At 41.0% G+C, this 22,955-nt stretch carries 16 protein-coding genes; 10 read left to right on the forward strand and 6 right to left on the reverse strand.

Annotated features, from left to right (window positions below; genetic code table 11):
• Position 1: 1 nt before the first annotated feature.
• The 4 genes from SD449_RS00235 to SD449_RS00250 all read left to right on the forward strand — a co-directional run bounded on the left by SD449_RS00235 (position 2) and on the right by SD449_RS00250 (position 5,837).
• The gene (locus SD449_RS00235) at positions 2 to 2,914 is read left to right on the forward strand and encodes a glycoside hydrolase family 3 N-terminal domain-containing protein (protein WP_318308087.1); all 2,913 of its coding nucleotides are present in this window, start codon (positions 2 to 4) and stop codon (positions 2,912 to 2,914) included.
• 30 nt (positions 2,915 to 2,944) lie between these two features.
• Entirely contained in the window at positions 2,945 to 4,087 is a 1,143-nt protein-coding gene (bshA, locus tag SD449_RS00240) for an N-acetyl-alpha-D-glucosaminyl L-malate synthase BshA (protein ID WP_318308088.1), read from the forward strand.
• A gap of 26 nt (positions 4,088 to 4,113) precedes the next feature.
• On the forward strand, positions 4,114 to 4,551 hold the full coding sequence (locus SD449_RS00245; RefSeq protein WP_318308089.1) for a hypothetical protein: 438 nt from the start codon (positions 4,114 to 4,116) through the stop codon (positions 4,549 to 4,551).
• Between the two features lie 116 nt (positions 4,552 to 4,667).
• Complete coding sequence (locus SD449_RS00250; protein ID WP_318308090.1) at positions 4,668 to 5,837, forward strand: OmpA family protein; 1,170 nt, start codon at positions 4,668 to 4,670, stop codon at positions 5,835 to 5,837.
• Positions 5,838 to 5,905: 68 nt separating this feature from the next.
• On the opposite strand, the gene SD449_RS00255 is transcribed toward SD449_RS00250, so the two are convergent.
• Positions 5,906 to 6,550, reverse strand: a complete 645-nt coding sequence (locus SD449_RS00255; RefSeq protein WP_318308091.1) for an acetyltransferase — start codon at positions 6,548 to 6,550, stop codon at positions 5,906 to 5,908.
• On the reverse strand, positions 6,540 to 7,160 hold the full coding sequence (locus SD449_RS00260) for a sugar transferase (RefSeq protein ID WP_318308092.1): 621 nt from the start codon (positions 7,158 to 7,160) through the stop codon (positions 6,540 to 6,542). The genes SD449_RS00255 and SD449_RS00260 overlap by 11 nt, the downstream gene beginning before the upstream one ends.
• 298 nt (positions 7,161 to 7,458) lie before the next feature.
• Between SD449_RS00260 and SD449_RS00265 the strand changes: the two genes are divergently transcribed.
• Together SD449_RS00265 and SD449_RS00270 are read left to right on the forward strand one after the other, a co-directional pair.
• Positions 7,459 to 9,825, forward strand: a complete 2,367-nt coding sequence (locus tag SD449_RS00265) for a fibronectin type III domain-containing protein (RefSeq protein ID WP_318308093.1) — start codon at positions 7,459 to 7,461, stop codon at positions 9,823 to 9,825.
• Between the two features lie 115 nt (positions 9,826 to 9,940).
• The gene (locus tag SD449_RS00270; protein WP_318308094.1) at positions 9,941 to 11,236 is read left to right on the forward strand and encodes a tyrosinase family protein; all 1,296 of its coding nucleotides are present in this window, start codon (positions 9,941 to 9,943) and stop codon (positions 11,234 to 11,236) included.
• 92 nt (positions 11,237 to 11,328) lie between these two features.
• Here SD449_RS00270 and SD449_RS00275 read toward each other — a convergent pair whose 3' ends face one another.
• Both SD449_RS00275 and SD449_RS00280 read right to left on the reverse strand, forming a co-directional pair.
• A complete protein-coding gene (locus tag SD449_RS00275; RefSeq protein WP_318308096.1) occupies positions 11,329 to 11,694 on the reverse strand; it encodes a heavy-metal-associated domain-containing protein in 366 nt (121 codons plus the stop codon).
• 16 nt (positions 11,695 to 11,710) lie between these two features.
• Entirely contained in the window at positions 11,711 to 13,879 is a 2,169-nt protein-coding gene (locus tag SD449_RS00280) for a TonB-dependent receptor (protein ID WP_318308097.1), read from the reverse strand.
• 676 nt (positions 13,880 to 14,555) lie between these two features.
• On the opposite strand from SD449_RS00280, the gene SD449_RS00285 reads away from it, so the two are divergent.
• Positions 14,556 to 15,953: a phenylacetate--CoA ligase family protein gene (locus tag SD449_RS00285; protein ID WP_318308098.1), complete on the forward strand. Its 1,398-nt coding sequence runs from the start codon at positions 14,556 to 14,558 to the stop codon at positions 15,951 to 15,953.
• 190 nt (positions 15,954 to 16,143) lie between these two features.
• Here the strand turns inward: SD449_RS00285 and SD449_RS00290 are convergent, their stop codons facing one another.
• Together SD449_RS00290 and SD449_RS00295 are read right to left on the reverse strand one after the other, a co-directional pair.
• Positions 16,144 to 17,343 (reverse strand): glycosyltransferase family 4 protein, encoded by a 1,200-nt coding sequence (locus SD449_RS00290; protein WP_318308100.1) that lies wholly within the window; start codon positions 17,341 to 17,343, stop codon positions 16,144 to 16,146.
• Positions 17,344 to 17,380: 37 nt separating this feature from the next.
• Positions 17,381 to 18,244, reverse strand: coding sequence for a glycosyltransferase family 2 protein (locus tag SD449_RS00295; RefSeq protein WP_318308101.1), 864 nt, complete (start codon positions 18,242 to 18,244; stop codon positions 17,381 to 17,383).
• Positions 18,245 to 18,669: 425 nt separating this feature from the next.
• Here SD449_RS00295 and SD449_RS00300 point away from each other — a divergent pair, with 425 nt between their 5' ends.
• From SD449_RS00300 to SD449_RS00310, 3 genes are all read left to right on the forward strand, one after another.
• Positions 18,670 to 20,442 carry a hypothetical protein gene (locus SD449_RS00300; RefSeq protein ID WP_318308103.1) on the forward strand — a complete coding sequence of 591 codons (1,773 nt, stop codon included), beginning with the start codon at positions 18,670 to 18,672 and terminating at the stop codon, positions 20,440 to 20,442.
• A 127-nt stretch (positions 20,443 to 20,569) separates the two neighbouring features.
• Positions 20,570 to 21,694 carry a glycosyltransferase family 4 protein gene (locus SD449_RS00305; RefSeq protein WP_318308104.1) on the forward strand — a complete coding sequence of 375 codons (1,125 nt, stop codon included), beginning with the start codon at positions 20,570 to 20,572 and terminating at the stop codon, positions 21,692 to 21,694.
• Positions 21,687 to 22,946, forward strand: a complete 1,260-nt coding sequence (locus SD449_RS00310; RefSeq protein ID WP_318308105.1) for a hypothetical protein — start codon at positions 21,687 to 21,689, stop codon at positions 22,944 to 22,946. Before SD449_RS00305 ends, SD449_RS00310 begins: the two co-directional genes overlap by 8 nt.
• Positions 22,947 to 22,955: the final 9 nt, after the last annotated feature.

The raw sequence follows: 22,955 nt of genomic DNA on the forward strand, positions 1-22,955 counted from the left end.
TATGCGGATAAAGCTCCTTTTCCCCCTTTTTATATTATTTTGTTTTCATGCAGCTGGGCAGTACAACCCTTTGATTGTCAAAGACTCCGTAGCACAAATGGCATGGGTCGAAAATCAGTATAACAAGATGTCCTTACAAGAGCGTGTAGGGCAATTGTTCATGGTAAGTGTTGCATCGAACCAAAATAAAACCGCGACGGACAAGGTCAAGAATCTTGTTAAGGAAGAGGGAATCGGTGGTGTTATTTTTTTGGTTGGAGGACCTGTGCAGCAGGCCCAATTGACCAATGAGTACCAGGCGGCATCAAAATTTCCGCTGTTGATCGGTTCCGATGCTGAATGGGGGATGGCCATGCGACTGGATTCTACCTACGCCTTTCCGTGGAACATGACCCTGGGTGCCGTTCAGGATAGTTTGATTATTGAAAAAGTGGGCCATCAAATTGGAAAGCACGCCAAACGCCTCGGAGTGCACATCAATTTTGCTCCAGATTTGGACATCAACAATAATCCACAAAATCCCATTATAGGAAACCGTTCTTTTGGTGAAGACCCCAAAAATGTGGCCAGAAAAGGTAGGGCATTTGTTCGGGGAATGGAAAGAGCCGGTGTGCTTTCCAGCGGCAAACATTTTCCGGGACACGGCGATACCGCGACAGATTCCCATAAAGCCTTGCCCATTATAAATTCTTCCGTTGAACGCTTGGACTCTATTGAACTTTATCCCTTCAAAAAAACAATGGAAAGCGGACTGAGCTCCATTATGGTGGCACACTTGGATGTTCCCAGTTTGGAGAGTAGGGAAGGGCATCCCTCCACACTTTCCAAAAGTATTGTGACAGGGGTCCTTCAAAATCAAATAGGCTTTGAAGGCCTTATCATCACTGATGCCCTGAACATGAAGGCCGTTTCTCAATTTGCACCGGAAGGCAAAGTGGAACTGGAAGCCTTTTTGGCGGGGAACGATATGCTTTTAATGCCGGAAAATGTCCTCAAGGCCAAAGAGACCTTGATAAATGCCTACGAACAGGGAGAGATTACGGAGGAGCGATTGGCCAAATCGGTCAAAAAAATATTGATGGCCAAATACAAAGCAGGGCTATACAATTACCAACCTGTTGATTTAAATGATTTATACGAGGATTTAAACGGGATTGAAAACGATGTAATCTATGAAAAAACCATTGAAGCGGCGATTACGGTGGCCAAGAACAATTTTTCTTTGATGCCCATTAAAAAACTGGAGAACAAAAAGATTGCGTACGTGCATTTTGGGGATGATTCCGGAACCCCATTTTTGACCGCTTTGAACAAGTATTACAAAGTAACCCATATTGAGGCCAAGGATATATCGGAATACCGGGATAAACTGTCACAATTCAATCTGGTTATTATTGGATTGCACAAAAACAATGATAGTCCATGGAAGGATTATAAATTTTCCAAAAATGAGCTTTTTTGGTTAGAGGAAATATCTAGGCTTAGAACCAGCAACACGATTTTGGCCCTGTTCGCCAAACCATACGCCTTATTGGATGTCCTCAATTTTGATACTATTGATGGAGTAGTGGTAGGTTATCAGAACAGCAAAATTGCACAAGAGAAGGTAGCCCAGGTCATTTTTGGGGCCATCGGTGCCAGTGGCAAACTTCCTGTTTCTGCCCATGGGGAGTTTCCTGTGGGAACCGGGGTCCAGTTGGAACCAATACAGCGTCTGGGGTATAGTATTCCGGAAAGCGTGGGAATGAGCTCCGAAATGTTGGCCGAAGTGGATACCCTTGTGCAGCAGGGGCTGGATTCTTTGATGTTTCCTGGAGCACAGGTGCTCGTGGCCAGAAGGGGAAAGGTAATCTACAACAAAAATTTTGGGAAACCGACCTATGAATCCGACAGAAATATCACCGAGGAAACCATTTATGATCTGGCTTCCCTGACCAAGATTCTTTCCACCTTGCCCATGATCATGAAAATGGAGGAGGAGGGAAAAATAGCATTGAACGATACCTTCAAAGACTTGATTCCTGCGTATGCCGATACCGATTTAAAGGATGTTACCGTGCTCAAAGCATTGTCACATTATGGTCGATTGCCATCTTGGATAGCCTTTTATTTGGATACCTTGACCAAGGATCGCAAACCATCATCGGAATTTTACAGGCAAAACCCTTCGGATGCCTTTCCATACAAAGTGGCGGAGCATTTGTATCTTACAAGGTCCTATAAAGATTCCATATATAGCAGAATTGGAAGACAAAGCCTCAAATCCAATCGATATAGATATAGTGATGTGGGCTACTATGTTTTCAAAGAATATATAGAAAAGACTTATGGAAAGCCCATAAACGAGCTGGTAGATGAGTTTTTGTACAAACCCATGGGATTGCAGCGAACCACTTTCAACCCGTTAAAAAAATTTAGCAAGGAGGAGATAGTTCCTACGGAAGAGGACGACTATTACAGATATCAAACAGTGCAAGGGTACGTGCACGATATGGGTGCGGCCATGCAGGGTGGTGTAGGCGGCCATGCAGGCCTTTTTAGCACTGCAAATGAGGTGGCCAAGATTATGCAGATGTACCTGCAGGGAGGGTATTATGGAGGAGACCGATTTTTTGATGCGAGGACGGTAAAAAGATTCAATACCTGCTATTTTTGTAATAAGAATGTGCGAAGGGGCGTTGGATTTGACAAACCAGAGCTGGACGAAAAAGGGCCTACCTGCGGATGTGTTTCCAGAAAAAGTTTTGGACACAGTGGTTTTACAGGGACGTACACATGGGCCGACCCGGATGAAGAAATAGTTTATGTATTTCTCTCGAACCGAACCTATCCTTCCGCAACCAATACACTATTGATTAAATCCGGTCTGCGAACACGTATTCAGCAGGCCATTTATGATTCTATTATTAATTAGGTAATAAATAATTGCCTTAGATTTGTTGTTATGAAAATAGCGATTGTGTGTTACCCAACCTTTGGAGGTAGCGGTGTGGTTGCCACAGAATTGGGAATTGCCCTTGCCGAGCGGGGTCACGAAGTACATTTTGTTACCTATCGTCAGCCCGTACGATTAGAGCTTTTGGGCAACAACATACATTTTCATGAAGTGCATGTTCCAGAGTATCCCTTGTTCCATTACCAACCTTACGAGTTGGCACTATCCAGCAAGTTGGTGGATACCATCAAAATGTACGATATCGAGTTATTGCATGTGCATTATGCCATTCCACATGCCTATGCCGGGTACATGGCCAAAAAGATGCTTCAGGAATATGGGATTTTTATACCTATGATCACTACCTTGCACGGTACGGATATTACTTTGGTGGGCAAGCACCCGTTCTATAAGCCGGCGGTCACTTTCAGTATAAACAAATCAGATGTAGTGACTTCAGTGTCCGAAGCTCTAAAGAATGAAACCTTGAAGTTGTTTGATATTGAAAAGGACATTGAAGTAATCCCCAACTTTATCGAAACTACCAAGTATCGGAACAACTATACGGACTGTCAACGTACGATGATGGCCAAGGAAGGTGAGCGGATCATAACCCACATCAGTAATTTTAGAAAGGTAAAGCGGATTCCTGATGTGATCAAAATATTCCACCGTATCCAGAAAGAGATTCCCGCAAAACTTATCATGGTAGGCGAAGGACCTGAAAAGGAAAAAGCGGAAGATTTGTGCGATTCATTGGGGATAAAGGATAAGGTCTTGTTTTTAGGTAACAGCAATGAGATTGACCGTATTCTTTGCTTTTCCGATTTGTTTCTTTTGCCCTCCGAGACAGAAAGTTTTGGTTTGGCCGCATTGGAGGCCATGATCAACAAGGTTGCCATAATTTCCAGTAATACGGGTGGTATTCCAGAGGTGAATATTGACGGCGTTTCCGGGTATTTGGCGAATGTGGGCGATATTGATACCATGGCTGCAAAGGCCATCGAAATCTTGAAGGATGACGATGTATTGAAGAGGTTCAAGGAAAATGCATTCAATGTAGCGTCCAAGTTTGATATCGTGCATATACTTCCGTTGTATGAAGACCTTTATGAAAAAGCATTTAAATCCCGTTTTAAAAACACATTTTAGTCATTAGGTATATTTTTTTCATAGCGTTGACCTGCCTGCTTTCATGCAAGGCACAAAAAAATGGACATTCACCCGTTGGAGAACACATTGATGACCTAACGTTGGTGGATCAAGATGACTTTATCAATATTGATTCTTTTGAAACTCGGGTCATCCGCGATACGAAGTCATTGAACAAGTTTTACAAGGAAATCAACAAAACCCGAAAACCGGGCTTGCCAACACCGATGGTGGATTTTTCCAGGGATATGTTGGTCTTGGTTTGTTTGGGCGAACAAAAAGGGAAAAAGAATCCGGTTTTGTCCAAGTTAAAGGAAACGGATGAAGAAATTTCTGTTGCCGTTGAAATCGTGGGCAACGATGAAAACGAAGAAATCAAGGATTCTCCCACCTACTTTCCGTTTTATCTCTACAAAATGCCGTTGGTCGATAAAACCGTGGTTTTCCAAAAGATTGAGGAATAATCATTTCAAAATTATTCATACTTCTTATCGATAAATAACGCACTTGAAAGGGCAAAGTTTCATTTTGGTAAAGCTTCATCTAGCTTTGAAGTCGATTAACCTCAAATCAATAAAAAATGAATACTTCAAAACCTACAATGTTGATCATGGCATTGTTATTTTCCGCCATGGCGTTCGCCCAGGATCTAGAATTAACAAAAAAGGACAGTCTAGTACAGAGCTACTGGTTGGTTACTTTGGGAACCAATATCGTAGATGATTCCGGAGACGAATTTGGTGAACTCTTTGATTTCAGTGAAGGCTGGAACATGGTACCATATCCTTCCAGGGTAAGTGTTGGACGTTATTTTAAGAACGGCCTGGGTCTGGAGGCAATCGGGTCATACAACCGGTACAAGGAAGGCAAAGTAGTGGACAACAATATTAACCCTGAAGATGTTGATTATTGGGGCCTTGATTTTAGGGTGAGCTACGATTTGAACATGATTTTGGGAGAAACCGGTTTTTTTGATCCCTATATTGGAATCGGTGCCGGGTATACGGATGCCAATAATCAAGGTAGGGGAACCTACAATGCGGTTATCGGTTTTAGAACGTGGTTCTCCGACCACTGGGGATTGGATTTTAACTCAACCGGAAAATGGGCGATGGATACCGAAAACGCCACCAACCATATCCAACATGCTTTAGGGGTGGCTTATAGGTTCAACGTGGAAAAAGGTCTTTCCAGAAAAGGTCAAGAAAAATTGGCCATGTTGGAAGAAATGGAGAAAGAGCAGCAACGGGTACAGGACTCCATTGCAAAAGCCGATGAAGAAGCAAGATTGTTGGCCGAACGTTTGCAAAAGGAAAAAGAGGCAGCTGAACTTGCTGCTGCGGAAAAAGCCAAGAAAGATGCCGAAGATGCGAGAAGAGCCAAGCTTCAAAATCAAATCAACAATCTAGGAAATGTTTATTTTAAGTTGAATTCTTCTTATTTGACTTCGAGAGATCAGGATTTGTTGGATCAATTGGTGGCCATTATGGAAGATGAGCCTAGCTTGGCCATTAAAGTCACTGCACATACCGATTCCAGAGGAACGGAAAAATACAATCAGTGGCTTTCTGAACGAAGAGCAGAGCGCACTGTTGAATATGTTTTGTCAAAAGGTATTGCCAAAGATAGAATCAGCCATGAAGCATTTGGCGAGACCAAATTGGTAAATGAATGTAAAGATGGGGTGCGATGCACCGAAGAGCAGCATTCGAAAAACAGAAGGTCGGAGTTTATCATAGTAGAATTTTAAAAGACATAGCAACCATAAAAAGGGCCAAGCATATATGCTTGGCCCTTTTTATATCCATCAATAGATTGTTACTTTTTTCTAGGAATCTCTCTGGCCGGATTGCCAACAACAGTGGTGTTTGGTTCCACCTCTCGTATTACAACGCTCCCAGCCCCGATAAAACTGCCTTTACCAACTGTGCCGATACCTGTCATAATGGTGGCTCCAATACCGACATAGACGTGGTCTTCGATATTTAAATTGGCACCAACATTTACACCGGAAGACATAAAAACACCGTTGCCGATATTTACGTGATGTCCTATTGTGGTGGACATGTTGATCATAAAAAAGTCACCGATTTTCGTGTGGGGCATAATGATGCTTCCCGGGAGCACGTAGTTGGCTTCTCCCATTGATGCATCCGGACCTATACAGGCTGTTCTATGAAAAAAACTAGGGGTTTCATAACCCATGTTTTTGCACTCGGTCAAATAACGCTGTCTGAGGGGATTGTTGCCAATGGGACAATAAATGCGATGTGCCATGCCCTTAAGCTTGCTACCTTGCAAATCCTGAAAAGTTCCCAAAACGGGAATACCGATAATATCCTTGCCAAACAGGGATTCGTTATCATCCACAAAACCTACAACATTTATACCTTCTTCCCTCAGATAGGATGCATAGATTTGACCATGGGTGCCAGCACCTATAATTATGGCGTTATTGTTCATGGGATGTATTGTTTCCTGTGAAAGGTACCATGCCTATGTTTTCTTCGCTGTCAATATCTTTTCTTGTAAGCACTTTTTCAATGGTTCGCAAAATGATGGTTGTATCAGTTTTAAATGAAATATGGTTTACATACCACACATCCAGTTCAAATTTTTTGTCCCAAGAAATTGCATTTCTACCATTTACCTGTGCCCATCCGGTAATCCCAGGCCGAGCTAGGTGTCTCTTCTTTTGTTCCTCGTTGTATAATGGCAGGTATTTTGGCAATAATGGCCGAGGTCCTATCAAGCTCATTTCACCTTTGAGAACGTTGAAAAGCTGGGGCAGTTCATCCAAGGATGTTTTTCTGATAAACTTGCCGACCCGTGTAATTCTTTCTTGATTGGGCAACAATTCCCCATTGGAATCCTTTTTATCGTTCATCGATTTGAACTTGATCAACCTGAAAATTTTCTCGTTCATTCCTGGCCGTTCCTGAAAAAAGAAAGGTTTTCCATTATTGGCGATAAAAAGTAAAATGGTCAACACCAAAATTAGTGGAGATGCAATGCAAATCACTAGAAAAGAAACTACAATGTCAATAAGTCTCTTGAAGAATGATTTGTACATAGTAATAGCGGGATTATGAAGGGTTAAAATTGAAATAAAAATTTAAAAGGGAAAAGGATTGTTCTGAAAAATTCATGGGTTTTCCTCTAAGTCAAGACCTTAAACCTATTTTTTAACGTTTTAACTTGAACTTTATTTTGAATTTAATTTTCATGCAGTTGAAAAACTTAATGTCATAGTGCAGTCAAAGTGTTTTTCATACGTTTCGTCGATATTTTGATTCATTTTCTCCTAATCTTTGAGTGCTGGTATAACTTTGTTATAACCTACGCCTTAGCAAACTAAACACCTGACCTCGATGATCAAAAAATTACTTTTTCCTTTATTTTTTATTGGAGCTTCCATTGCCTTTGGACAAGACTTGCATACAGATTCCAACGCTGTATCCGTATCAAACGAATCTAATAGTACGGCAGGTTGGAACGCCGAAGCTGTTCTAACTACGGAGAGCACCGATGTACAGTCGGGAAGCTTTTCTTTTCGAGTGGTTTCTACCAATAACAACGGCAGATTGTTGGAATACAACTTTAACGCAGTCGTAGGGACAGATTATACAATTCGTATTTGGGCCAAACAGGGTGCTACTGCCAACAGTCCTGCTTTCGCAAACTGGGTTGGTTTAAATGGTTTTGGAACGACTCCTATTGTGGGTACTAACTGGACAGAATATGTATTTAATGTGACGGCTTCTTCCACCACTCCTGCAATTAGAATTTACACTAGTCCTTTTTCCCAAAGATTTGTTGCAGGTAACACGGTACTGGTAGATGCAGTCTCCATTACCGCAGACGGTAGTGACACTGAAGCGCCTAGCTCTGTCACTTCATTGATTTCCTCCAATACCACGTTAAATTCCACTCAACTTTCTTGGAGTGCCTCTACGGACAATGTTGGGGTGACCAATTATGAAGTGTTTCAAGATGGTGTAAGCATTGCCAATACGGGAACTTCGACAACTTTTAACGTAACCGGGCTATCACCTGACACCAGTTATAACTTTACGGTGACTGCAGAGGACGCAGCTGGGAACACATCCACCCCAGGAAATACGTTGGGGGTTACCACGAATGCGGACAATCAGGCCCCTAGTTCCGTTACCGACTTATCATTTTCCAATACATCCACTACGGGTACTCAATTAAACTGGAGCGCTTCCTCCGATAACATAGGAGTGATCAACTACGAGGTTTTTCAAGATGGAGTTAGTATTGCCAATACTGGAACCGCAACCACACTTTCTGTAACTGGTTTATCACCGGATACAACCTATGATTTCACTGTTGTTGCCGAAGATGCTGCAGGAAATACTTCTGCTGCGGGAAATACTGTTAATGTAACTACAAACTCCAATATAGATACGGAAGCACCATCGACTATTACGGATTTATCATCTTCCAACGTAACTTCAACGGGCGTAAATCTGTCATGGAGTGCAGCCACCGATAATGTTGCAGTTGTCAATTATGAAGTTTTTCAAGATGGACAGAGCATAGCGAATACAGGAACAACAACTACGATAAATGTTACTGGTTTAACACCTGAAACAAACTATGATTTTACGGTTTTTGCCGAAGATGCGGAAGGAAACACCTCTTCCGTAAGTAATGTGGAAACGGTTCTCACATTAGCCGCACCGGATATTGAAGTACCTTCAACCGTTACGGATTTATCTTCCTCCAATATTACTTCAACATCCGTGGATTTGACATGGAGCCCTTCCACTGACAATGTTGGTGTTACCAATTACGAAGTGTTCCAAGATGGTGTTAGCATTGCAAACACGGGAACTACAACGTTTTTGAACGTTTCCGGCCTGGCACCTAGCACCAGCTATGATTTTACGGTTTTTGCCGAAGATGCAGCTGGGAATGTTTCAGCGGTCAGCAATACAGAAACAGTAGTTACTACAGGTACCCCAGATACGGATGCTCCAACAGCCATTGTTGACCTTTCTTCATCAAACACTACCGCTACGACCACACAACTTAATTGGAGCGCATCAACGGATAACGTTGCTGTGACCAATTACGAAGTATTTAGAAATGGCGTGAGTATTGCCAATACAGGAACGAGTACCGGGTTTAACGTAACGGGACTAACCCCTGAAACAAGTTATGATTTTACCGTTTTTGCTGAAGATGCGGCTGGGAACGTTTCTTCCGTGAGCAATACGGAAAGCGTTACCACTTCTTCGCAAGGTGTGGGAATCGTAGATTATACCTCGGAGAATTCAAATCTGCCCACAGTGGATTGGACCGCTGGAAACCTTTTTGCAAATCAAAACATAGGTATTGGTACTACAAATACCCAAGGATATCGTTTGGCTGTAGCAGGAAATGTTATTGCCGAAGGCGTTCGCGTGGAACTTCAGGCCAATTGGCCCGATTTTGTTTTTGAAAAAGATTATGAGTTGCCACGACTTGAACAGGTAAAGGCATTTATTTTGGAGCACGGACACTTGCCCAATGTGCCGAGTGCGGAAAAAGTGGAGCAGGAAGGAATTGATCTTGGCTCGATGAATGCCAAACTCCTTCAAAAAATTGAAGAATTAACGCTATACATCATATCTCAGGAGTCCGATATTCAGGAAATGAAGAAGGAGAATGCCAGAATAATGAACGTCCTGGAAAGGTTACAGAACCAGATTGATAATCCTAAGAAATAAGTATTTGCCCTGACTTAATACCATGAAAAAAAATTACTTTGTTGTTATCGTTTTAATATGTCAATTCTTAGTTCAGAATAGTTTTGGACAAAGCATTAGGAAAAGTTTTGACGAAATGACGGATTATGAAAAATCCGAGCTGGTCAATGCTTTTTACGAATTAAGAAATGGCCCGGACCTTTTCAATGACCTTGCCCAATTCCATGGACAATTTTTCAATTTTGACAATACCGCGGACCCAACGCGACTGGATCTGCACTTTAATTTACCGGATGAAGCGGAAAGGGAAATCTTTCTTGCTTGGCACAGACGCCAAATGTTCGAAATGGAACAAGCGGTGCAGGAAATCAATCCCGAAATAAGTTTGGCCTATTGGAACTCTTCCATATACCAAGACCCTAACGATGCCTTATGGGACGATGATCTTTTGGGAACTTTTGATGCGAATTGGAATTTGAATCGTAACCTAGGTGGAGATGGCCCTTTGCCAACCCCGACAACAGTAAGCAACCTATTGGCCGAACCCGATTTTTTTGAGTTTTCTAATGATTTGGAGAGACGCTCCACCCACAGAGGGGCACACGTTTGGACAGGAGGAGCAATGCCTACGCCACTTTCTCCCCGTGATCCCGTGTTCTATTTCCACCACTCATTTGTTGACAAGGTCTGGCACGAGTGGGAGGAAATCCATCAAAGCTCCGCGTTTATCACTACATCCATGTTAAGATACGACGGTACTTATGTTTTTGATGGGGAAACCCTGCCATTGGTAGACCCCAACGATATTACTGATACCAGGGTCTATGGTGTATTCTATGCAGAGAACGGACAGGCAGACATGGATAACTACATTGTGAGCAACACGTACAACCCAGAGGAAATATTTTATTATCAGTTCGCCATCAATGCGGGTGACAATTTTATAGTTCCAGCTGGTGCCGTTGCCAGGTTTGAATCGGTAAACGAAATTAATTTGAATCCAGGGTTTGAAGCTTCACCCGGTTCGTCTTTTCAAGCAACCATTGATACCGAAAATGCAGGGATCGTTTCCAAAGGAAACCTATTGGCAACGACGACTTCAAGAAAATATAATCCTTACCCATATTCGGACAAAATAAATGAACCTATCGTATGGGAAGAAGGTGGGGACTTATTGGATGATAAGCCTATTATTATTACGGCTACCCCAAACCCATTTGCCGAGAAAATAACAATCAGACTCAACAAAAAGAAAGATTGTGTTATAGAAGTATTCAACATGATGGGTATGCTTGTAAAGGAAGAAGCATTTCAGAATACGGATACCATGGTCATCAACGATCTATACGGGCTTGCATCCGGGTTCTATGTAATTAGGGTCACGGACGCCAATGGGGAAATTTTGGTGGTGAAGAGGATTGTTAAGCTCTAATCAATATTAGGGAAACCCAAACTAAATGTGATATAAAATAAAAAGGTGGGCAATTTGCCCACCTTTTTATTTGCTCAATATTAATTGGTAGATCACTTCATTTTATTGTGATCCATATGTGCAGTTTTTGGGTCCCGGTATTTACAGCACTCCGGCAGGCCGTCGTAAACCTTGTCGGGAGCTGTGAAACCTTCGGAATCATGACCAACTTCTGCAATTCTTTTTTGGATGTCTGGAACGGCTATTTTTCGTTCATCAATAATCGCTTCAAATATTTTGGTTTCTGGGCTCCATGAAGCAAATTTCACGCCTTTTAGTTTTATCGCCGCTTTTTCAATGCGGCTTTTGCACATACCGCAATTGCCCCTTACCTCAAAATCAATGGATTTGTTCTTGTCCTGTCCATGTACCAAAACCATGGTGAATAGGGCAAGAAAAGTAAACATAGTTGTTTTCATTTGTGTTGCTTTATAATTAAATTTTATATCTAAATCCTACGTAATATAGACTGCGCAAAACGGGTCCATATAAAAGTGTACTATCAAAATAAGGTCCAAAAGGATCGTTACTGGATAAAATTGGGTTGTTTTGGGTAAAATTACCGATATTTTCACCTCCGACATATAACTCAAATGTGTTCGAAAAAACCCGGGTTATTTGGGCATTCAACAACATGTAGGAAGAAGACCATTCCGGTAGCTGAAAGGCTTCGGGGTTGGTCGACGTATCGGGTATCCTTTGTCTGCCCAACCAATTGCTGGTAAAATCAAACCGCCATTGTTTTTCCCTTAACTTTTGGGTTTCATAATTAAGGTTGATGAAAAAGCGATAGTTTGGCTGTAGTGGTTTTTCCAGTCTCCCAGCATTGTAATCCGTTACGACGTCAAAATACTTGTAAGTGGTTCTCAAGTGAAAATTTTGCAATACTTCGTAATTGAGGTCAACCTGGATACTATTGGAGTAACTTTTACCATCAAGATTGTAAAACGAGATTTCCCTTGGGTTTTCCCAGTCTACCACAACCTGATCTTCAAATTGCGTACGATAATAGTCAATGGAAAAATCCATCACTCGGTTCCACAGATATAATTTTTGAATAAAACTAACCCCGTAGTTCCACGCTTTTTCGGGCGATAGTCCATAATAATTTCCATTGGTCGCTGAAATGTTTATGTCCCTGGCGGAAGCAAACATTTGTTGGTTTTCAGCAAAAATATTGGCTCCACGCTTGCCCCGACCAAAGGATGCCCTAAAACTGGCCTTGTCCCAAAGGGAGTATCGCAAATGGAGCCTCGGTGTAATAAAATTTCCCAAGTTATTGTGACTATCCGCTCTTAAACCTGCCACAAAGCTCAAACCTTCCAGACTGTCGTAGGTGTATTCAAAAAAAGCGCCAATGGAATTATCTGTTCTAAGATAATCTGTGCTGTTCACCTGCTCATCATAGGCATCGTGTGTATAGCTCAGCCCAGTTTTGAACTTGTGTTGGGTGCTTCCTATGATACTATTGAATATAAAATTGGAATAGAAAGAGTTATGGTCTATGTCGTATTGGTTCAGGCCATAAAAGGAATCTTGATCGTGCGAACTATACGCCGTTTGAAAACCGAAACTCTGATAGGGCAATTCGGGAAATACATATCCTGCTTTGGCGGAAACATCCAAACGAGAGGTGTTGATCTCGCTTCCCCATGCATTGGTAGTGAATTTATCCTCGTCAATATCAAAATCTGTCTGTCCCAATTCTTTGGTGTCGGCGAGATACTGTATGTTAGCATAGCTTACCCAGCCACTTTCAGGATCCATAAATTGCCAACGGTTCATAAAGTTGACCTGTTTGGCCAAAGGAGTATCGTAAAAAGAATCCGCATTGTCATCAATATATCCATTGCGCAAGTTGGCATGGACATACAATCCCACCCCAAGTTGATCGGAAATGTTATGGTTTAACCTTGAATTGAATTCGTACCGTTCAAAATTATTGGCGTATAAATTCAGGAAAAGCCGTTGGTCCGTCAATGGTTTTACAAGTTCACTGTTGATATGCCCGGAAATGCTCTCAAATCCATTTAACACGCTCCCGGCACCTTTTGTTATTTGAATACTTTCTATCCAAGATCCAGGGATAAACGAAAGGCCAAACACTTGGGAAGCACCTCTTATCGAGGGCATGTTTTCTTGTGTAAACATCAAGTAAGGACTGTTAAGCCCCAACATTTGTATTTGTTTTGCTCCCAGAACCGCGTCGGAAACATTGACATCTACCGCAGGGTTTGTTTCAAAGCTCTCAGAAAGATTACAACAAGCCGCTTTCAGCATTTCCCTACTGTCCACAGAAACCACATTCTGAACTTTGAACAATGATTTTTGTATGGGAGCAACTTCTTTCTCAACGATTACCTCATCCAAAATAACGTTGGGATACAATATGATATTTCCAAGATTGGGCCGGTTTACGGGAATAGTATCGGAGCGATATCCTACGGAGCTTATCACTAATTTTCTGGAATCGGAATTATACGGAATTTTAAAGTCGCCTTCCATATCCGTAGTGGTCCCCATGGAGGAAGAAAGCCAATAAACGTTGGCATTGACCACAGGTGTCGGTTTTTTATTTTCTTGGTATTCAACTACTTTGCCCACTACTTGTAATTGGGCATTGCAACACATGCTTCCAAGAAAAAAAACAATGCAATAGGAAAAAAAATTCATTAGGGCGATAAGAGGTTTAGGTAGAATTAAAATTAATTCATTCTCCTTGAATCAGGCGTTAACCATAGTTATTTTAACACTAGGATGTAGTTCATAGATTTTTTTGGAAGTTAAAAGATTTAAAATCCAGAAAAGCAATGCTTTGTGCTAATTTTAGAAATGTATAATTCCATAAAATGGTAATGGGTTGAAGGTATTTGTTTTAAGTGCCATTTTTGTTTTAGTGTTGAGTACAATTACTACAAAGATGGTTTTTACCTCAACATCAGAAAAAACATGTCCACCCAAAATTAGGGTGGTCAACAATAGTGGGAAAACTTTAAGCTACGTTTCTTTGTTTTCAATGAAGTTTAAAGACTTGAAACCTCAAGACACCTCTGAATACCATTTGTTAAGATACGACCCTTTAAAGGACGACCCTTTAATGTATTGCGTTTACGAGGGGAAAAATTTTGGGAGGTACTTAACAATACCTGATAAAGACCAAAAGAGGGCAACTTATGTGGTGGACAGTATCTATGATGGAATATTATACGTAAGATTATCGACATCAAACACTAAATGAAAGGAAAAACGAGTGAACTCTCAAACGGGAGTTTTTATTATTATGGCTAAATTAACCGAGCAGCTTCGCAACTTAGTATTTTGGAGTGTTGATATGTTCAAGGGTGGAGATATCAGAAAACACTATAATGAAATAAAAAAGGTTCAGAACAACCCATCTTCCGAATTTTCGGAACAAATAAGGGCTGAAAACCTGGCGAAGCTATTGCAACACGCCGTAAATACTGTACCCTATTATTACGACCTAGGACCGGATTCTTTGGATTTGGATAGATTCCCGATCATTGATAAACAGACTGTTCGAGACAGGTTTGAGCAGTTTAAAAGTTTGAATTATAGGGATAAGCACAACCACGAGGTCATGACCAGTGGTTCCACAGGTAATCCTTTTAAAATATTGCACGACCCTAACAAAAGGTTGAGAAATACGGCTGACACCTTGTTTTTTGCCCAGCGTGCAGGGTATCAAATAGGGTCTAGACTATACTATTTGAGACTTTGGGACAAACAGTACAAGAAAAACAAATTTCTTTCTAAGGTTCAGAATATTGCCATGTACTCGGTGGACGAACTTACCGATGACAATGTTAAAAAGTTAATAGAGGAGCTTGAGACGGATGGTTCAAACAAGAGCCTCTTGGCATACAGTTCGGCATTGGATACGATTTGTGCCTATTTTGAAAGGAACGATAAAAATAAAATCAATGTACCGATAGATTCCATAATAGCCATCGCAGAAAGTTTGAACGATGAAGTAAGGAAAAAAGTAACCAAGTATTTGGGCACGGAACCTATTTCCAGGTATTCCAATAGTGAGAATGGTATTTTGGCACAACAGGAGAAAAACGGTGGAATCGTAAAGCGTTTTGAGATCAATTGGGCCAGCTATCATATTGAAATTCTGGATTTGAACAATGATGAACCCGTTGCACTGGGTACTCCTGGAAGAATTGTGATTACGGACCTGTTCAACTACTCCATGCCCATGATCAGGTACGATACTGGAGACGTCGGTGTAATGGAACAGGATAGCGATACAGGTGAGCTGTTTTTCTCCAGGATCGATGGAAGAAAAATGGATATGTTCACCAATACCAAAGGAGAGTATATATCATCACACATCATACACCACATTTTACAGTTCAAGGGTATTGAGCAGTTTCAATTTATAGAAGAAGAAAGTGGCGAATACCTGATAAAACTAAAAGTTTCCAATTCTTTCGACAAAAGCGAGGACGAAGAGGGAATAAGGAAGAAATATCAGGAGTATTTTGGTGATGATGCCATTATCAAAATCAATTATGTTGATAATATTCCACTGCTACAATCCGGAAAAAGAAAATTGGTGATCAATAACAATATCCATAAAAAGCAAAAATACGTGGCCCACAAAAATGTGGAGGGAAGGATAAATATTGCAAGCATTACCAAACTACCTTAAGGCAGAAAAGTATTTTTAGCTATGGAATAAAGTTCTTAGCGTTCGTTTTCTGGATGATGAATTTTTTACTTAGGAAGTACAGTTAGTTACCTTACATCTACCATTGGCCTGCCTTTTCCGTAAAACCCATGTAAAAAATGATTCTTATCGGATACCTTTCAAGTATTTTTTAAAAATCAGAAGCTAAATTTCACAAATATTTTTGAGCGGTTTCCTCTACCGTTTTCACAAATTTCTTGCAAAGGATGGATTTGTCGAACTTATGCTCTGCAAGTAATCGTGCGTTTCTGCCAAATCTTTCACGTTCCTCAGGATTGTTTTTAAAGTTTAAAATGGCCTGGGCCATTTCTTCTGGACGATTAGGGTCTACAAAAACCCCACAATCGTCCTCTTCCACCATGGTTTTTGTCCAACCTGGTGAGTTTACGATCAATGGCTTTCCCGCTGATAGCGTATCAAACAGTTTGTTGGGGGAATTGGTGGCCAATATGGGCAGGTCCGCAAAGGTGACAAGTGAAACATCACTTAGATTAACGGTTTCGGAAAGTTGTTCCATTGGCATTTTTCCATAAAAACGGATAAAATCCAGACCTTCATTTTTACAGCGCTCCTCCAAAACCGGTTTGGTAGAACCATCACCTACAAATAGGAATTCGATGTCTTTTTCATTCTTCAAGAAATTTGCGGCATCAAGTATATATTCCATTCCGTTGGCCAATCCCATGGTGCCAAAATAGATCACTTTAAACGAATCGGGACGAAGTCCCAATTTTTCCATCCATTCTTTATTTTTCTCTCTGGGCCAAAACTTATCAATCTTGGACATATTGGGTATGGTGGTTATTTTATCCTCGGGTGTTCCGGCATCGCGAACACCATCACGCATACCGGGCGACAAAGCTACCACATGAAGCGCATTCTTATAAATACTCTTTTCAAAACGATAAAGTAATTTGATGAGGAGTTTGTTTTTGACCCCTCCCATTTGTACGGGAACTTCTGGCCAAAGATCCCTCACTTCAAAAATATAGGGTATGCGGCGAAGTTTCTTGCCCACAAGAACAGGAAATCCTACGGTGAGTGGGGTAGAGGTCCCTATCATTAAATCCGGTTTTTGGGTTCGAAGCACATAGAGTGAGGAAAGGAACATGAACTTTACAAACGCGATAAGCCTTTTAAAGAGACTCATTCGATTATTGTAAGGAACGTTCAAATAGATGACCTTGATGCCGTCTATCATCATTTCCGACGGTTTGCCCTTGCCTTTGGTGGTTGTTAGCATGGTGACTTCATGCCCATTTTTTATAAGCTCACGACTGATCCAATATGATCTTGTGCCCCCTGGTTCTTTAGGGGTAACAAAATATTGGTGTATATAGAGTATTTTCATTTATTTACGGATAGTGTTTCTGCTTAGGGCTTTTTATTTAAAAACGCATTTTAACATAAAGATTGGGAAAAAGTACCTTAAACCAACCCATGACAAAAAAGAAAGGTACCCGGTAAGGAAAAAACCTTCTCATAAAAAGCAATCTTGACTTGAATGCAATTCCCGTGGGTTTGTACAGATGTTCAATGCGCTCTTTTAGGCTTTTTGATTCAAAATTATGGTACAAGCCTTTATTGTCCCTTTCACAGAGTCCACAATAATTCCTTGTAACTAGGACCGGGATGTCCTTTTTTCTACATTTTAGGGTGTAATCGTAATCGGCCAGCCCGTGTTCATAACCTTTGGACAGGATGCCTACTTGCTCCACCACAGAGCGGTCCACGAACATAATGTTTGCATTGCCCAGGTCACATTCTTGAAAAGACCCATTAGGTTCAAGGATTTTGAACCGGTACATAAACTTGCTCATAAGTCGCCCGCCTCCATAGGAAAGCTTTCCGGTATCCGGATCTTTTGTTGAGCCGATGTAAACGCCTTTTTGACCGAATTTTTCGACAGCATATTTTTGGGCTTCAGAAAAATCCCCGAATACATTTTCCAGTAAAAATGTGTCATCGTTCAACAGCAAATAGCTGTCATGTTCGTGTTTAACGGCCTCTGCCCAAGAATTTATCATACCGTTGGCCCAAAAAAGATTACCGTTTCCTTGAAGAACAACGGTATCGGGAAATTTGTTTTTAACAGCATCGGCTGTTCCGTCCGTGGAACCATCATCGGTAAGGTAGACGGTTATTTTGAGGTCTCCTTTAAAAGCGTTGTGGGCTTTTTTAAGAGATTCCAACGACCGGATAGTTTTGTTTTTTCTGTTATGGCACGTGAGCAAAACTGCTAAGTTCTCCATTTTGGCTGGCTGGGGCTAGGTTAAAATAGATTGAATTCTACCGTAAAATTATGCAAGAGCGGCTTTAAAAAAAATAAAAACTCGACCAATTGCGATTTAACCCGTTTTAAGATGCTTGAATCATTTCTATGGAAAAGGGCAGAACTCCCAAAAAACTGTTAAAATCATACTTCAAAAGTCCGGATATGAAATTTGACCGTATTTCAAGCTAATACTTGTTTTTTTTCGTTTAAAGTGTTAATAACTATGTTGAAAAGTAATATGATGATGGAAAAAGGTACTAAAATTGAATTCAAACAATGCATTTCATCGAAAAAAAAGCCCTTTTCAGCTAATTTAACAAATGACGACTTATTTTAGCTTTCATAGAGAGCAATGTTACCCCATTAATTTTTAACCCAGATTATCAAAATTATTAAATTGCTATGAAATTTCTAAACCCCACCTCTAGATTTTCTATGCCTATTTTGCTCTTTGTTCTTCTTTCCATAGTGTCTTGTGCTAAAGACAATGACCTTTTCTTAGAGGCTATTTTAGAGGAAGAGGAAGTAATAGACGAAACTGCCGAAGAAGAGGATACCGATACTGAGAATCCTACAGATGAGGAACAGACCGACCCTGAAACAGACAACGAAGGAGACACCGGTGAGGAAAAGCCGGAAGACACCACGCCTCCGGATATTCCAGAAGCTACAGCTCCCTTTACTGTAGATGCGGGCAATAGTATTCCCTTAAACCCGGTAAGCCCAAATAGGATTATTTATGTAGCCGTAAACGGTTCAAGCGGTAACGATGGCTCATCAATGAGCAATCCAATCAATATTGACAAGGCTTTTGACCGCAATTTTGTTCAAGCTGGAGACGTCTTTTATATAAAGGCGGGAGAATATAGTTATGGCTCCAATCCAAGTGGAGGATCTCATTATGATATGTCAAACCTACCCTGTAACCCATCAAAACCATGTTATTGGATAGGATACAGAAATACTCCGGGAGATATTGGAACATCCGAATATGCTTCAGTGTCTTGGGATGATTACAAGTCTGGAACTAGGAACTCCGATGGGACACATGACCTTGACCCTTCAACAATGCCTACGTTTACTGGAAATAAGTCATCTGGTAAATATATAGATAACGAAAGCCTGTTCTCAACCGATGGTGGCGAAGAAGGCTTTGTGTTCAGAAATATACAGATACAATATTTTAGAAGAGGCTTTGATTTTAGAAATTTAAGCTATTCTGTATTTGAGAATGTAGTTCAGGCCAATCACGGGTGGTTTACCGAAGTGGAAGGTCAAGGAGGTTCAAATACGGACCTTCAAGGAACTGGATGGTTGATTTATTCCACCTCGAGTAGCAGTTGGAGCTCAAAAAATGTAATCATGAATTGTGCTTCCTATAATATGGCCTTTAGAGCGTTCACTATTGGGAACAGCAGGGAAACCTTGGTCGCTTATAGTGAGGCGGTAAGTGATATAGATAATGGAAACCCACAAGATTACTACTTCCATACCATAGGAGCGAACAATTTATTTACGAATCTTAAGGCAAAAAGATTGGTCAGTAGCAATCACAGTGGTCATGGTATATGCTTTAATCAGCTCTCTGAAAGAAACATTATGCAGTATAGCGAAATATATGGAACCAATGTTCATTTTGACGGTGCCATCGAATGCTATGCAAACAACATCTCTGTTACTGGTGACAGTAGTTATGGATTGTATGACGGCGGCGGAATCAATATAATGGACGGCGCCGAGTATAACTTGATAGAAAACTGTACACTGAAGAATGGAGGTTCCGGTGTCAGCTTTTCAGATAGTGGCAAAAACCCTTATCCAGAACATTCAGGACAGAACAATGTATTCAGGAATTTGACCGTTACGAATAAATCGTCGTCAATCATCAGCTTGAACTGGTGGGCGGAATCAGAGGATTTATGCAGCAACAATTCATTCCAAAACTGTACCTTCTCGGATTCTCCATATTTATTTTCAATCGCGAGGTCCAACAGCAATTTCTCTATAATCGACAGCAATATATCGGATGTGGACCAGTTGGAAGAGCTGGATACAAGAAATGGCTATTATGAGCTAAATTCGAACACCCAGTTTTTGGATTCCAATTTTTGGAACAGTGAAATGCCATCAGAAAGCAGGTTCATTGTCAGTAATTTGACCAATGATCCCAATTAACGAACAAAGCGGATTTATATATTAAAAAAGGGAGCGATTTATCGCTCCCTTTTTATTTGGAAAATACCGCCCATGTATCAATAAATTCGTAAACTTTGCGTTTTTGTTCAAAGCATACCCACAAACGATGAAAGTTTTACACCTCAACTCCTATTATATTGACAATCACCTATATTCCCAATTGTATGGTTTTTTTGAACCTTATGTGGAACAAAAGGTCTATATACCCATAAAACAGGACAGAAAGCCTGAAAATGTAGTAGAGTTCAAGCGAACAGAACTGATTTTTGAGAAGGTCATTACACCATTGCATAAATACAACTACTTCGGGAAGGTCAAAACAATAACCAAGGATGCTATTGCCAAGAATATCCAAAAAGATGTTGATTTTGTTCACGCCCACAATCTTTTTACCGATGGTGCCCTTGCATACCAATTGAAGAAAAAGTTTGGCCTGGAATATATTGTTGCGGTTCGCGCAACCGACATAGGCCTGCAGTATAAGCTAATGTACCACAGGCGCCCCTTTATTAAAAAGGTACTAAAAGAAGCGAAGCATATTATATTTATTTCGCCTACCAATAGGGACAAGATGCTCCAAATGATGCCCTCAAGCTTTATCCAGAAGATAAAGGATAAAATCAGGGTCATCCCCAATGGCATAAATGAAGTGTGGCTGAACAACACCAAGGAACCCAGTGGAGTTACCTTGGCAGATGAGAGAAACCTTATTTATGTGGGGCAGATTATGAGGAGAAAAAACCTCTTTGCACTCATCGATGGAATAGAGCTATTGCGTAGCAAGTCGGGCAAGGAATATCGTTTGACCGTGGTCGGTGGGGCTAATGTTTACGAAGAAGCTTATTACGAAGAGTTTTTGGCCAAAATAGCAAATTTGGACTGGGTATTCTTTAAGGGCAAAATAATGGAGAAGGACAAGTTAATGCAGGAATACAGACAATCCGATATTTTTGTGATGCCCTCCAAGTCAGAACTTTTTGGATTGGTATATATTGAGGCCCTTTCACAAGGATTGCCCGTCCTATACTCAAAGAATGAGGGTATCAATGGATATTTGGAAGGTAAGGACGTTGGGATGGCAGTTGACCCAGACAACATCGAGGAAATCGCTACGGGCATCGAAAATATTGCCGATAATTACCAAGAATACAAGAATTTCGAAGCTATTATCGCTCCGTTCAATTGGGGCGAGATTGTAAATCAATACCTATCAATGTATGGCCATGAATAAACTGGAAAAACTGGTGTACGATGCAGTAAAGAAGAATCCGAACATCAAGTTGAAGATTCGTAATGCGTACCAATCGTTTTTCGACCTATTGCCCAACAAACCAGACTTTTCAGTAAACGAAATCCAGGCCAAAGAAGGATATTTTTTTGGCTTCCACGATGTTTGTCCATTTTCTTTTGATGACACAAAGCTTTTGGCCAATCACTTGACCATCCCTTTTAGAATGCCGCAGAGAGGCGATATTTTGGAGGTTGGTTATTTTCATTTTGATGGTAAAATGAAGGATTATGTGAAAATTGGTGAGTGCCATGCCTGGAATTATCATAAGGGATGCAGGCTGCAATGGGCAGGTGAGGACCATATCATTTATAATGATGCAGTGGATGAGGACTTGGTTTCCCAAATCTACAATATCAATACCAAAGAGACGCGAACAATACCGTATCCTATAGATAGCGCATCCTTTTGTGGGACCATGGCAACTTCGTTCAGTTATGGCAGACTTGAAAAACTAATGCCAGGCTACGGTTATTCCTATGAGGACGAAACATTCAACGATATCCAGATCCCAGAGCAAACTGGACTTTTTATTGGAGATTTGGTTAAGGGTACGAGAGAACTTGTGGTCACTTTGAAGGAATTGAGCAAAATGGGCGGGTTGAACGATTCGGACCTGAACAGCCATCACTATGTCACCCATTCACTTTTTTCCCCGGATAACCGATATATTTCGTTTTTGCACCGATGGGTCAAAGTGGATGATGTACTTAAAAGATGGTCCAGATTGGTCGTTTATGATAGGGAGACCAAAAAATGTCATATAGCCCCGACCAACGATATGGTTTCTCACTATGTTTGGAACGAGAACAATCAAATTGTGGCATATTGTAGGGTAGGGGACACTGATAGTCATGTGCTGTTTGAGGAACCTACACTGCAAAAATACCGAAGGGTCGCCTATCCTAAATTAAATTCTGATGGGCATCAGAGTTTCTTGAATACGGAGGCTTTTGTTACGGATACTTACCCGGATAAATATCGAATGGCCAATTTGTACAAAGTGGACAGCAATACCAACGAAACGACCTTGCTTGCAAGAATAAACTCCTTAAAAAAGTTTCAGTCCAGAACCCGCAAGCATTGGTGCTGCGACCTTCATCCCAGAATGAACCGAAAAGGAGATGTGGTTTGCTTTGATTCGGTACATACAGGCCAAAGGGCACTTTGCACCATGGATATAAAGGGCATATAGTGGTATTCT

The sequence above is a fragment of the Flagellimonas crocea genome (assembly GCF_033441595.1).
Taxonomy (GTDB): Bacteria; Bacteroidota; Bacteroidia; order Flavobacteriales; family Flavobacteriaceae; genus Flagellimonas; species Flagellimonas crocea.

Coding starts and splice junctions, on each gene's coding strand:
- SD449_RS00305 (WP_318308104.1), top strand. CDS start 20,570: ATGAAAGTTTTACACCTCAACTCCTATTATATTGACAATCACCTATAT.
- SD449_RS00275 (WP_318308096.1), bottom strand. CDS start 11,694: ATGAAAACAACTATGTTTACTTTTCTTGCCCTATTCACCATGGTTTTG.
- bshA (WP_318308088.1), top strand. CDS start 2,945: ATGAAAATAGCGATTGTGTGTTACCCAACCTTTGGAGGTAGCGGTGTG.
- SD449_RS00265 (WP_318308093.1), top strand. CDS start 7,459: ATGATCAAAAAATTACTTTTTCCTTTATTTTTTATTGGAGCTTCCATT.
- SD449_RS00250 (WP_318308090.1), top strand. CDS start 4,668: ATGAATACTTCAAAACCTACAATGTTGATCATGGCATTGTTATTTTCC.
- SD449_RS00255 (WP_318308091.1), bottom strand. CDS start 6,550: ATGAACAATAACGCCATAATTATAGGTGCTGGCACCCATGGTCAAATC.
- SD449_RS00295 (WP_318308101.1), bottom strand. CDS start 18,244: ATGGAGAACTTAGCAGTTTTGCTCACGTGCCATAACAGAAAAAACAAA.
- SD449_RS00260 (WP_318308092.1), bottom strand. CDS start 7,160: ATGTACAAATCATTCTTCAAGAGACTTATTGACATTGTAGTTTCTTTT.
- SD449_RS00290 (WP_318308100.1), bottom strand. CDS start 17,343: ATGAAAATACTCTATATACACCAATATTTTGTTACCCCTAAAGAACCA.
- SD449_RS00270 (WP_318308094.1), top strand. CDS start 9,941: ATGACGGATTATGAAAAATCCGAGCTGGTCAATGCTTTTTACGAATTA.
- SD449_RS00310 (WP_318308105.1), top strand. CDS start 21,687: ATGAATAAACTGGAAAAACTGGTGTACGATGCAGTAAAGAAGAATCCG.
- SD449_RS00235 (WP_318308087.1), top strand. CDS start 2: ATGCGGATAAAGCTCCTTTTCCCCCTTTTTATATTATTTTGTTTTCAT.
- SD449_RS00300 (WP_318308103.1), top strand. CDS start 18,670: ATGAAATTTCTAAACCCCACCTCTAGATTTTCTATGCCTATTTTGCTC.
- SD449_RS00285 (WP_318308098.1), top strand. CDS start 14,556: ATGGCTAAATTAACCGAGCAGCTTCGCAACTTAGTATTTTGGAGTGTT.